General features: G+C 48.4%; 13 protein-coding genes. All 13 read right to left on the reverse strand.

The features are described from left to right. Positions 1-36: 36 nt before the first annotated feature. The 13 genes from rseP to trmFO all read right to left on the reverse strand — a co-directional run bounded on the left by rseP (position 37) and on the right by trmFO (position 12,662). Positions 37-1,296 carry an RIP metalloprotease RseP gene (rseP, locus tag DFR62_RS01120; protein ID WP_121297653.1) on the reverse strand — a complete coding sequence of 420 codons (1,260 nt, stop codon included), beginning with the start codon at positions 1,294-1,296 and terminating at the stop codon, positions 37-39. A gap of 44 nt (positions 1,297-1,340) precedes the next feature. Beyond that, positions 1,341-2,483 carry a 1-deoxy-D-xylulose-5-phosphate reductoisomerase gene (dxr, locus tag DFR62_RS01125; protein ID WP_121297654.1) on the reverse strand — a complete coding sequence of 381 codons (1,143 nt, stop codon included), beginning with the start codon at positions 2,481-2,483 and terminating at the stop codon, positions 1,341-1,343. Between the two features lie 18 nt (positions 2,484-2,501). Then, positions 2,502-3,293 (reverse strand): phosphatidate cytidylyltransferase, encoded by a 792-nt coding sequence (locus tag DFR62_RS01130; RefSeq protein WP_121297655.1) that lies wholly within the window; start codon positions 3,291-3,293, stop codon positions 2,502-2,504. Next, positions 3,290-4,084 carry an isoprenyl transferase gene (locus DFR62_RS01135; protein WP_121297656.1) on the reverse strand — a complete coding sequence of 265 codons (795 nt, stop codon included), beginning with the start codon at positions 4,082-4,084 and terminating at the stop codon, positions 3,290-3,292. Before DFR62_RS01135 ends, DFR62_RS01130 begins: the two co-directional genes overlap by 4 nt. Positions 4,085-4,236: 152 nt before the next feature. Next, positions 4,237-4,794: a ribosome recycling factor gene (frr, locus tag DFR62_RS01140; protein ID WP_121297657.1), complete on the reverse strand. Its 558-nt coding sequence runs from the start codon at positions 4,792-4,794 to the stop codon at positions 4,237-4,239. After that, a complete protein-coding gene (pyrH, locus tag DFR62_RS01145; RefSeq protein ID WP_101190520.1) occupies positions 4,794-5,519 on the reverse strand; it encodes a UMP kinase in 726 nt (241 codons plus the stop codon). The genes frr and pyrH overlap by 1 nt, the downstream gene beginning before the upstream one ends. A gap of 79 nt (positions 5,520-5,598) precedes the next feature. Then, entirely contained in the window at positions 5,599-6,483 is an 885-nt protein-coding gene (gene tsf, locus DFR62_RS01150) for a translation elongation factor Ts (RefSeq protein WP_121297658.1), read from the reverse strand. 88 nt (positions 6,484-6,571) lie between these two features. Further along, positions 6,572-7,288 carry a 30S ribosomal protein S2 gene (gene rpsB / locus DFR62_RS01155; RefSeq protein WP_101805111.1) on the reverse strand — a complete coding sequence of 239 codons (717 nt, stop codon included), beginning with the start codon at positions 7,286-7,288 and terminating at the stop codon, positions 6,572-6,574. Between the two features lie 266 nt (positions 7,289-7,554). Then, positions 7,555-8,334: a GTP-sensing pleiotropic transcriptional regulator CodY gene (codY, locus tag DFR62_RS01160; RefSeq protein WP_121297659.1), complete on the reverse strand. Its 780-nt coding sequence runs from the start codon at positions 8,332-8,334 to the stop codon at positions 7,555-7,557. 95 nt (positions 8,335-8,429) lie between these two features. After that, positions 8,430-9,827, reverse strand: coding sequence for an HslU--HslV peptidase ATPase subunit (gene hslU, locus DFR62_RS01165; RefSeq protein WP_121297660.1), 1,398 nt, complete (start codon positions 9,825-9,827; stop codon positions 8,430-8,432). Further along, on the reverse strand, positions 9,824-10,372 hold the full coding sequence (gene hslV, locus DFR62_RS01170; protein ID WP_058380455.1) for an ATP-dependent protease subunit HslV: 549 nt from the start codon (positions 10,370-10,372) through the stop codon (positions 9,824-9,826). Before hslV ends, hslU begins: the two co-directional genes overlap by 4 nt. Before the next feature lie 16 nt (positions 10,373-10,388). Continuing rightward, positions 10,389-11,282 (reverse strand): tyrosine recombinase XerC, encoded by an 894-nt coding sequence (gene xerC / locus DFR62_RS01175; protein WP_121297661.1) that lies wholly within the window; start codon positions 11,280-11,282, stop codon positions 10,389-10,391. A 69-nt stretch (positions 11,283-11,351) separates the two neighbouring features. Beyond that, positions 11,352-12,662 (reverse strand): FADH(2)-oxidizing methylenetetrahydrofolate--tRNA-(uracil(54)-C(5))-methyltransferase TrmFO, encoded by a 1,311-nt coding sequence (gene trmFO, locus DFR62_RS01180; RefSeq protein ID WP_058380453.1) that lies wholly within the window; start codon positions 12,660-12,662, stop codon positions 11,352-11,354. Positions 12,663-12,678: the final 16 nt, after the last annotated feature.

Genomic DNA, 12,678 nt, shown 5'->3' on the forward strand with positions numbered 1-12,678 from the left:
GAGAAAGGAAAGCGTTAGACGCTTCCCTTTCTCTCATTAAAAGAAGAATCGCTGAATGTCATTCCATGTGACGACAATCATCAAGAGCATTAACAGCATGATCCCGACAAAATGGACCATCCCTTCTTTTTGCTTATCGACCGGCTTGCCTCGCAATGCTTCAAGGACAAAGAACATGAGGCGTCCGCCGTCAAGCGCTGGCAGCGGCAACAAGTTCATGATCCCTAAGTTGATGCTGAGCATGCCAGCCCAGCTCATGAGCGTAAAGATGCCGTACTGGGCGACTTCTTCAGTGGTTTTGTAGATACCGACAGGGCCGGATAAGGCATCGATGGTGAATTGGCCTGTCACGAGCATGCCGAGCAAGCGGAATATCTCTTTAAACCAAAACACTGTTTGTTCAGCCCCATACGCGAATGAACCGAAAAAGTCTTTTTCCACCGGGCTTTGGTACAAGACGCCGATGACGCCGACTTCTTCTCCAGCTTGCTCAGACAATTCGGGCGTGATCGTGAAATTCAGAGGTTCGCCATCACGCTCGACTTGGAAATCAAGCGCGGTTCCTGCACTGTCTTGTACGGACTCCACCAACTCGTCCCACGTGCTGATCGATTGGCCTTCAATTTCCGTCACCAAATCGCCGTCTTGCATGCCCGCCTCTTCAGCAGGGCTGTCTTCTGTCACTTCGGAAATCACTGGCTCGAAAGTCGGAACCCCCTGTAGCATGCCGATGGCCGTAAAGATGAAGAATGCCAGGATAAAGTTAAAGAACGGCCCAGCAAAAATCGTCATGAAGCGATTCGGCAAATTTTTTGCATCGAATGTGCGGTCATAAGGCGCCAAGATCGTTTCACGGCCGTTTTCTTCCACAACCGCATCACGGGCAACTTTGATATTCACCAATTGCTCGTCTTCGTCGTACCCTTTGATGAAAAGGTCTTTTTCGAGGTCTGCTTGTTCTACTTCCAGAAACAGGATATCGGGATAGACATGCTTTTGGTTAAGGATGACTTTCTTGGCCTGTCCCTTTTCATCCAACAGCAATCCGATGCGATGGCCTGCCTGCAGATGGATGGCATCCATTTCTTCACCCGCCATGCGGACATATCCGCCAATCGGAAGCAATCTAATCGTATACAGCGTCTCGCCTCTTGTAATGCCTAAAATCTTAGGGCCCATTCCGATAGCGAATTCACGAACGAGGATTCCGGCCCGCTTAGCGAACAGGAAATGGCCCAGCTCGTGGAAAAACACTAATGCGCCGAAAATGATGATGAACGCTAATACTGTCTCCATATTGAACCCATCCTTAATAAACCTTATTCGGTTTTAATCTGTCGCTATTTTAGCATGTTTTCCACAGTTTTTCTCGTTTCAGAATCTGCCGCAAGAATCGTTTCGAGATCTGGCGAAGCAATCGTCTGATGGGCAAGCATAGCCCGTTCAATGAATTCCTCGATTTGCAAAAAGCCGATTTGACGGTTCAAGAACATCGCAACTGCCTGCTCATTGGCAGCATTCAAGACAGTCGTCATCGTGCCGCCTTCCCGCCCGGCATCGAACGCCAACTTCAAAGCACGGAAGCGTTCGTAATCCATCGCCCGGAAATTCAACTGTGCGATTTCCGCCAGGTCCAGCCGTTTGGCAGCTGGTCGCGGCAGGCGGTCTGGATAAGAAAGCGCATACTGGATCGGCACTCTCATGTCAGGTGTCCCGAGCTGTGCCATGACACTCGTGTCCTGGAATTCAACCATGGAATGGATAATGCTCTCACGGTGCAATAACACATCGATATCATCATAGGCAAAATCGAACAGCACATGCGCTTCGATCACTTCCAGGCCTTTATTCAACATCGTCGCGGAATCGATCGTGATCTTGGAGCCCATCGACCAGTTTGGGTGATTGAGTGCATCTTCCACTGTGACATCCGCAAGTTCATCGCGCGTTTTGTCACGGAAGCTGCCGCCTGAAGCCGTCAGGATCAACCGACTTGCCTGCTCGAGCTTTTCTCCGTTGAGCGCTTGGAACAGAGCTGAATGTTCACTGTCCACCGGCAAGATATCGGCACCGTATTTTTTAGCGCTTTGCATGACGAGATGCCCCGCTGTCACAAGTGTTTCTTTATTGGCGATGGCAATCGTGCGGCCGAGTTTAATCGCTTCCAAAGTCGGTTCAAGCCCGACACTGCCGATCACTGCATTGACCAAGACATCAGCTTCATATGTCGAAGCATCAATCAGGCCTTTATTGCCATGGACGAATAGAATGCCCTTGAACTCCTGCTGCAACTGCCGCGCATCTTCAGCGAGCTGGACGCAGACGATTTCTGGCTGGAACTCTTGAATTAGCTCGCGTGTTTTTTCCATGTTTTTACCGGCTGATAATCCGACTAGTGAAAATTCTTCGGGATGTTCCCGGATGATATCGGCTGTCTGGATGCCGATTGAACCGGTCGCGCCGAGCAATATGATTTTTTTCATCTATGAAACAACCCTCTCTTAAATAAAATGCAGGAAATGCAATAGTGGCATGACAAAAAGGATACTATCGAAGCGGTCTAAAATGCCTCCATGCCCAGGCAGCATCTTGCCGGAATCTTTAACATTAAAATGACGCTTCAACGCCGATTCCACCAAATCGCCCAATTGTCCGAAAATCGAAGCAACAATTGCGACGATGATGACCAATACGATAGGCTGTTCCATGCCCGCAAAATAAGCGAAAATAAGCGCGATGCCAACAGCCCAGATAATGCCGCCGACAAACCCTTCAATTGTTTTATTCGGTGAAATTTCCGGCCACAGTTTGCGCTTTCCGATTTTGCGCCCTGTAAAATAAGCTCCGGAATCGGTGAACCATACAACCAGCAGTGCAAAAATCAATACCGCAAGCCCAGATTCCCGTGTTTCGATTAAGTAATAGAACCCTAGCCCCACATAAAGGGTGCCGAGGATAGCGAACGCGGCATCGTCAAAGGTAAAGCTATTTTTAACGACGACCGTATGTATTAACAGTAAGATGACCGCCATGAAGACGAACTCCACTTTCAAATAACCAGTCCATTCGTACACTTGCTGTGACCAATCACCAGGCAGCATGAATGCATACAAGGCGACAAGAGAAATAAGGCCGGGCACACTCATGAGGCTCCGGCCTTTCATTTTAAGCAATTCCTGAAAACCGATTGTTGCAAGAACGTATACCAAAAGAATAAACGGAATCCCGCCGATAATGACAAATGGAATAAATAGAGCCGCCGCTACGGCTCCCGTAATAATGCGTTGCTTCAATTTGCTTCTTCCCCCTTCAACCCACCATAACGCCGATTTCGTTTCTGATAAATCTCGAATGCCTCGAGCAAGCAATCTTCACCGAAATCAGGCCATAAGGTGTCGGTAAACCAAAATTCGGTATAAGCCAATTGCCATAGCATGAAATTGCTCAAACGAACCTCCCCGCTCGTTCGGATCAATAGATCAGGCTCCGGCAAATTGCTCGTCATAAGACGGCTTGTGATCATTTCTTCTGAAATTTCGGATGGCTCCAGTTCACCTGCTTGTACCAAAGCAGCCAAGTTTTTCACGGCGTCGACGATTTCCGCGCGGCTGCCGTAATTCAATGCAAAGTTCAACACCAATCCGTCGTTGTGCTTGGTTGCCTCTTTCGCTTTTTGGATCGCCTGGATCGTATGGGCTGGCAGATCATCTACATAACCCATCATTTCCACACGGACGTTCTCTTCAATCAGCTCCGGTAAAAAACTCGATAGAAACTCTTCCGGCAAACGCATCAAAAAGTCGACTTCCATTTTCGGGCGCTTCCAGTTTTCCGTCGAAAACGCATATAACGTCAATACGTCGACGCCGAGATGGCTTGCGAGCTTCGTTATTTTGCGGACGGTCTTCATTCCCTCGTGATGGCCTGCCACTCTCGGCATCGAACGCTTTTTCGCCCAACGCCCGTTGCCGTCCATGATGATCGCCACATGGGACGGTACGCCTGCACCGGCTACAGCCATGGCACGCTCTCCGTATTCCACCACTACCGGCTCTATATTTCTCTTTAATAGTTTATTGAACATAATTAATCCTCCACTTGTAACCAATCGGAATGTCTATTGCTTATCATATCAAAAAAATGCGCGTTGTGCGTGAACTTTCAAGGCACTTCCGAAATTTTGGCATGAAAAAAGCGTCCTGTTATACAGGACGCCCGGGAACAGATGAAGTTCGCTTAAACTGCCATGATTTCAGTTTCTTTGTCTTTGACCATGTCATCAATTTTAGCGATATGCGTGTTTGTCATATCTTGCACATCGTCTGAGTAGCCACGCAAATCATCGGTTGTAATCTCGCTTTTTTTCTCAAGCTTTTTTAAATCGTCGTTGGCATCGCGGCGAATATTGCGGATGATGACTTTAGCATCTTCCCCTTCTTTCTTCACTTGCTTGACCAAATCTTTACGGCGCTCCTCTGTCAGAGCTGGAACCGCAAGACGGATGACGTTGCCATCGTTTGAAGGGCTGAGTCCAAGATCCGATTTCATAATCGCTTTTTCGATTTCAGGCAATACGGTCTTATCGTAAGGCTGGATCATGATCAAACGTGCTTCCGGGACTGAAATCCCGGCAACTTGGTTGACAGGTGTCGGGGCACCGTAGTACTCGACGGTAATTTTGTCGAGCAATGAAGGGGTCGCACGCCCCGCGCGGATAGAAGCCAAATCACGTGAAAAAGCTTGAATGGCATTGCTCATTTTCGTTTTCGTATCGTTCATGATTGTTTTCGGCATTATAATGATCTCCTCACTACTGTCCCGATCTTTTCACCAAGAACAGCTCGTTTTATGTTTCCTTTTTCCATTATAGAGAATACTACGAGTGGAATATCATTGTCCATACATAATGTGGAAGCTGTCGAATCCATCACTTGAAGTCCTTGTTGAATGACGTCGAAGTACGATAGTTCATCGTATTTGACCGCTTCAACATCGGTTTTTGGATCAGCAGAATAAACGCCGTCCACGTTGTTTTTCGCCATCAAGATGACATCTGCTTCAATTTCTGCAGCTCGCAACGCAGCTGTCGTATCTGTCGAGAAGTAAGGATTTCCGGTTCCAGCCGAGAAAATGACGACACGTTTTTTCTCGAGGTGGCGGATCGCTCTTCTGCGAATATACGGTTCTGCGACTTGGCGCATTTCAATTGAAGACAATACGCGTGTTTCCACGTCTTGCTTCTCGAGCGAATCCTGCAAGGCCAGTGAGTTCATGACAGTTGCCAGCATACCCATATAGTCGGCAGTCGCACGGTCCATGCCCATCTCCGAACCGACTTTGCCGCGCCAGATGTTTCCTCCGCCAACCACTACCGCTACTTCTACGCCAAGGTCTACGATTTCCTTCACTTGCGCTGCGACAGATTTGATGATTTCAGGGGAAAGACCGAAACCTTGTCCGCCTGCCATCGCTTCTCCACTTAATTTCAGTACAATGCGTTTGTATTTTGGAACACTCATCGGTACCCTCCGTTACACGTTTATTGAAAAACAGGGAACACAACATTGTGCTCCCCGGATAACTCTTATAAAAGTTGGATTATTTTTTGTTGACTTGGCTCATGACTTCGTCAGCGAAGTTGTCTTCACGTTTTTCGATGCCTTCGCCCACTTCGTAACGGATGAACTCTTTTACAGTGCCGCCAACAGATGCTGCGAACTCGCGGACTTTCTGATCAGAGTTTTTGACGAATGCTTGGTCAAGCAAGCAGATGTCTTCGAAGTATTTCCCAAGACGGCCTTCAACCATTTTTTCAACGATTTTTTCTGGCTTGCCTTCGTTCAACGCTTGCTCAGTCAATACTTTGCGCTCACGCTCTACTTCCTCAGCAGACACTTCGTCGCGAGAAATGAATTTCGGGTTAAGTGCAGCGATGTGCATAGCGATATCGCGTGCAGCTTGTGAATCGGAAGAACCTTCCAAAAGAACGAGAACACCGATGCGTCCACCCATGTGCAAGTAAGGGCCGAAAGCGTCATTATCTGATTTTGTGCGGATTTCGAAGCGGCGCAAGGTGATTTTCTCACCGATTTTAGCGATAGCGTTCGAGATGTGGTCCGCTACTGACAATCCGTTTGACATAGTAGAAGCATTTGCTTCATCGATTGTCGCTGGTTTAGTTGCAAGCAAATGCTCGCCGATTTCTTTAACCAAAGTTTGGAAGCCTTCGTTTTTCGCTACGAAATCCGTTTCAGCGTTAACTTCGTAGATGACTGCTTCGTTACCTTCTTCAAGGATTGAAGTTATCCCTTCAGCTGCGATGCGGTCTGCTTTTTTAGAAGCGCTTGACAACCCTTTTTCACGAAGGAAATCTAGAGCTGCGTCAATGTCACCGTCAGTTTGTACCAATGCTTTTTTGCAATCCATCATACCTGCGCCTGTTTTTTCGCGCAATTCTTTAACCATTTGAGCTGTAACTGCCATGATTAAATTCCTCCTTCAACTTGTCTGTGTTTTCTCAAAAAAAGGTGATAAGTGGGGTTGGCCGCTTATCACCTGTAAACATTGCGAATTACTCAGCAGTTTCCGCTGATGCTTCTTCGTCTTCTTCCGGCTTAGACTCAAGAAGAGCGTCAGCCATTTTGCCAGTCAATAGTTTGACCGCACGGATAGCATCATCGTTTGCAGGGATTACGTAATCGATTTCGTCCGGGTCGCAGTTTGTATCAACGATACCTACGATTGGAATGTTCAATTTCATAGCTTCTGCTACTGCGATGCGTTCTTTACGAGGGTCTACGACGAACATTACGTCTGGAAGACCGTTCATGTCACGGATACCGCCTAGGAATTTCTCCAAGCGTTCGTGTTGTTTTTTCAATTGGACTACTTCTTTTTTCGGAAGGACTTCGAAAGTGCCGTCTTCTTCCATACGCTCGATCTGTTTCATGCGGTTAACACGTTTTTGGATCGTGCCGAAGTTAGTCAAAGTACCACCCAACCAGCGTTGGTTGATGTAGTAGTTGCCAGAACGTTCTGCTTCTTCTTTGATCGCGTCCTGAGCTTGTTTTTTTGTTCCTACGAACAAGACTTTACCGCCTTCTTCGCCCACTTGCTTCATGAAGTTGTAAGCTTCCTCAAGTTTGCGGACCGTCTTTTGAAGGTCGATGATGTAGATGCCGTTACGTTCCACGAAGATGTATTTTTTCATTTTCGGGTTCCAACGACGAGTCTGGTGGCCAAAGTGAACACCAGCTTCGAGCAATTGTTTCATTGAAATTACTGCCATGATGTGTTTCCTCCTAATAGGTTTTTGTTTGCCTCCGCACTCTTCGCTTCTGAACCGTTACCCATACAGGCACCTGCGGAACAGATCGGAATGCGTGTGTATTTAACACCATTTGAAATTATACCACGCATCCACTTGTGCCTGCAACTGATATTTTCAAAAAGTATAAAATGGCTTCACTGCTTCCTGCTGCGCATCCAAGAATGTGTTAAGAGAACGCAAAAGCCGCCCCGGAACTATTGGATAGTCCGGGGCGGCATGCGGGATTAATTCATTTTCAATTGTTCGAGCTCTGCAAGGAATTTCGTATTCAATACTTTGATATACGTTCCTTTCATGCCCAGTGAACGCGATTCGATAACGCCGGCACTCTCGAGTTTGCGGAGTGCGTTGACGATGACCGAACGCGTGATGCCGACGCGGTCAGCAATTTTAGATGCGACAAGCAAACCTTCGTTGCCGTCAAGTTCTTCAAAGATATGCTCGATCGCTTCAAGTTCGCTGTATGAAAGCGAGCTGATCGCCATTTGCACAACAGCTTTGCTGCGTGCTTCCTCTTCGATGCGGTCGCCTTTTTCACGGAGGATCTCCATGCCGACAACTGTCGCGCCGTATTCGCCAAGGATCAAATCGTCGTCGCCGAACTGGTCGTTAACGCGTCCTAGCAACAAAGTGCCAAGGCGTTCGCCGCCGCCGATGATCGGAACGATCGTCGTCAAGCCGTTTTTGAATAGTTCGCGCTCTTCCACTGGGAAGATTGTGTGCTCACTGTTCACATCCATGTTAGCGGATGTTTCTGTAACGTTCGAAAGGTTTTGTGTGTATTCGACCGGGAATTGGCGTTCTTCGAGCATGTTCTTCATGCGCTCGTTTTCGATCTGCTGGTTGACAGCATAGCCAAGTACCTTACCTTTGCGGCTGACAACGAAGACATTTGCTTCGATGACTTCGCTCAATGTTTCAGCCATGTCCTTAAAGTTTACCGGCTTGCCGGCTGCTGCTTGCAGCATAGAGTTAATTCGTCTTGTTTTTCCCAATAAATTCATAATTATGAACCTCCTACATGATTCGTACGTATTTCGCACCGTTTATTCAATATTCTAAAGGTTTTTACACTTTAATGAAACCAATACGCCTTGTTCTACAAGATAAATTGTGACAAATCTTTGTTTTTCGCCACATTTTCAAGTTTTTCGTTAACGTATTGAGGAGTGATATCGATTTGGGCAGGTGAAATCTCAGATGCCTCAAATGATAGGTCCTCCAATAAGCGTTCCAATATTGTATGAAGTCGGCGAGCGCCGATATTATCCGTCTGTTGATTTACTTCATAAGCAATTTCCGCAAGTCTGACGATTGACGCATCAGTAAAGTGTACCATAACTCCCTCTGTTTCGAGAAGGGCTTTATACTGATTGAGCAAGGAATGTTTCGGTTCCGTCAAAATTTTCACGAAATCATCGACTTCCAGCTTAGTCAATTCGACACGGATCGGGAAACGGCCCTGCAATTCCGGGATCAGGTCGGATGGCTTCGACATATGGAATGCACCAGCTGCGACGAACAGCATATAATCAGTTTTCACCGCGCCATATTTTGTCGATACAGTCGAGCCTTCAACGATCGGCAAGATGTCGCGCTGGACCCCTTCCCTCGATACATCGGCAGAGGAAGTGGAACTTTTGCTGGCGATTTTGTCCATTTCATCGATGAAGATGATGCCATGCTGTTCAGCGCGGCGAATCGCTTCGGACGAGATTTCCTCGCTATCGACCAGCTTTTCCGATTCTTCAGCCGTCAATACGCGCCGTGCGTCTTTCACTTGCATGCGGCGCTTTTTCTTTTTCTTCGGCATCAAGGAAGACAAGGCATCCTGCATGTTTTCGCCCATCTGCTCCATCCCCGATCCTTGGAAAGCGTCAAACATGGAAGCCGTGTTTTCCGTCACTTCCACTGTTACCCACTCGTCTTCCAACTTGCCAGCTTTCAGGTCAGCGGCAATTTCACGGCGCTTGACGCGCACTTCCACTTCAGCTTCAGGATCTTCCTCTTCCTGCTCTTGTTTTTGGCCGAAGAACATTTCAAGCGGATTTTGCGTAGTCTGCTTTTTCTTCATCGACGGCGCCAGCAATTTCACGAGGCGGTCGTTGGCAGAGGATTCTGCGCGTTCTTTTACGGCTTCGTATTTTTCTTCTTTGACGATGCGCACGGATGCTTCCACTAAATCACGCACCATCGACTCCACGTCGCGGCCGACATATCCGACTTCCGTAAACTTCGTCGCTTCGACTTTGATGAATGGCGCCCCGGTCAGTTTTGCGATGCGGCGCGCGATTTCCGTTTTCCCGACACCGGTCGGGCCGATCATCAAAATATTTTTCGGGATGACTTCATCCTGCATTTCTTCATCGAGGCGGCTGCGGCGATAGCGGTTGCGCAGCGCAATTGCGATTGAGCGCTTGGCATCTTTCTGCCCGACGATGAAACGGTCCAAGTGATCGGTAATCTGCCGGGGAGTTAAATCGGTTTGTGTTTTCATTCTGACAACTCCTCCATGATAATTTGGTGGTTGGTGTAGACGCAAATATCTGCAGCCGTTTCAAGCGCAGATTGGGCAATTTCGCCCGCCGTCAGTTGGTCGCCTGCATATTTCTTCAATGCCCGGCCAGCCGCAAGCGCGTAATTGCCGCCTGAGCCGATTGCCAGGATCCCATCATCAGGTTCGATGACTTCGCCGGTGCCTGAGACGAGCAATAGTTCATCTTTGTTCATGACGATGAGCATCGCTTCCAGCTGTCGCAGCATTTTATCGCCACGCCATTGCTTCGCAAGTTCGACAGCAGCGCGCTGAAGATTGCCGTTGAATTCGGTGAGTTTGCCTTCAAACATTTCAAACAGCGTGAAAGCATCCGCCACAGAACCGGCAAATCCCGTCAGTACTTCATTGTTGTAAAGCCGGCGGACTTTTTTCGCAGTATGTTTCATGACGACGGCATTGCCGAACGTCACTTGCCCATCTCCGGCCATAGCCGATTTGCCTTTGTGCTTTACTGCAAAGATCGTGGTTGCATGAAATTCCTGCATGGTAAGGTTCTCCTCCTTATGCCCTTGGATGGGCTTTTAAATACGTATTGCGCAAATGGTCTTTCGTCACATGCGTATAGACTTGCGTGGAACTGAGATGCGCATGTCCCAGTAATTCCTGTACGGTGCGCATATCCGCTCCATTGTTCAATAGATGCGTAGCGAATGTATGGCGGATCATATGGGGATAGATCGATGAATTGAGCGACGCCTTTTTCATGCATTCGTTCAGGATATGGCGGACGCCACGGTCCGTCACCCCATCACCTCGGCTATTGACGAATAGCATTTCGTGCTCTTTCGACTTCATTAACCTTGGACGGGCCGAGTCGATATAAAGTTCCAACGCGTCGTGTGCAAACTGGCCGTAAGGGATGTAACGTTCTTTCCTGCCCTTGCCGAGCACTTTAACAATATGCATATGGCGGTCCAAATCTTTCATCTTGATCGATACACATTCACTGACGCGCATGCCGGTCGCATACAGCAACTCCAATAATGCACGGTTCCGGAGTGACAGCGCATCTTCACCCGTGAGTGAAGCGAACAGCTGCTCAAGCTCTTCCTCGTAGAAAAACTGCGGCAGCCGCTCTTCTTTCTTCGGATGGAACAGCGAACGGAACGCTGCTTCACTGAGCCCGAATTCGCGGTTGCCGTACCGGAAAAACGACCGGATGGCGGAGATTTTCCTTGAGATTGACGTTCTGGATAATTCAGCTTCATATAGTTTCGTTACATAATTTCGCGCATGAAGGTATTCGACTTCGTGCAGATCACTCACGCCTTCTTGTTCCAGGAACAGAAAAAAACCCTCCAGATCCTGTAGGTACTGGTGGACAGTGTGGGCGGAATAATTCTTTTCCAATTGGATATAGCTCATGAACGATTCGAGCATCTGTTCTTTCGTCATCTGGCACGCCGCCTTTCAGGCAATTAAAAAAGCCTCTAAAGTATACCAATACTTAGAGGCTTTTTTCAATTAAACCGTCACTGAATTCATATAATTTTGAATTGACTCCAACGCACGGTTGGCGTGGCGTTCAGCGCGCTCCTGCTTTGACTTGATGCGTTCGCCGAGATCCGGGAACAAGCCGAAATTGATGTTCATCGGCTGGAAGTTCTTCGAATCGGCTTCAGTGATATAACGCGCCATGCTGCCAAGTGCCGTTTCTGCCGGCAATACGACCGGCTCCTCGCCAAGTGCCAGCTTCGCCGCGTTGATGCCCGCGAGCAAACCGCTTCCCGCAGATTCCACATAGCCTTCGACGCCTGTCATTTGGCCGGCGAAGAAAATGTTCGGGTCGGCTTTTAGTTGATAGGTCGGCTTCAACACGTTCGGTGAGTTGATGAATGTATTGCGGTGCATGACGCCGTAACGGACGATTTCGACATTCTCGAGCCCCGGGATCATGCGCAGGATTTCTTTTTGCGCTCCCCATTTCAAATGCGTCTGGAATCCGACGATATTGTACAGCGTGCCGGCTGCATCGTCCTGGCGCAATTGCACAACCGCGTAAGGGCGCTTGCCGGTTTTCGGGTCTTCCAATCCGACAGGTTTCATCGGCCCGAAGGTCAAGGTCTTATCGCCTCTGGCAGCCATCACTTCGACCGGCATGCAGCCTTCGAAATAGATTTCTTTTTCGAATTCCTTAAGCGGCACGACTTCCGCTTCGACTAAAGCCGTATGGAAGCGGCGGAACTCTTCTTCTGTCATCGGGCAGTTCAGATAAGCGGCTTCACCTTTATCGTAACGCGATTTCAAATAGACTTTGTCCATGTCGATGCTGTCTTTTTCGACGATCGGCGCTGCCGCATCGTAGAAATAGAGGTATTCTTCGCCAGTCAGCTTGCGGACTTTCTCGGCAAGCGCCGGCGAAGTCAATGGGCCGGTTGCGATGATCGTGATGCCTTCCGGGATTTCCGTCACTTCTTCATTGATCACTTCAACAAGCGGGTGATTGCGGACATTTTCCGTGACCATCCCTGCAAACTCGTGACGGTCGACTGCAAGCGCGCCACCAGCTGGTACCGACGCTTTATCGGCTGCATCGATGATGACCGAATCCAGTTTGCGCATTTCTTCTTTAATGACGCCGACCGCATTGGTCAATGAATTGGCGCGCAACGAGTTGCTGCAGACCAATTCCGCAAATTTATCCGTATGGTGTGCCGGCGTTTGTTTGACCGGGCGCATTTCATAAAGCCTGACATTGACGCCGCGTTTGGCGATTTGCCATGCCGCTTCGCTTCCTGCAAGTCCGGCACCGATTACATTTACAATTTTCGTCATGATAAAACACCTCTAT

The sequence above is a fragment of the Planococcus citreus genome, assembly GCF_003664125.1.
GTDB classification, from domain to species: Bacteria; Bacillota; Bacilli; order Bacillales_A; family Planococcaceae; genus Planococcus; species Planococcus citreus.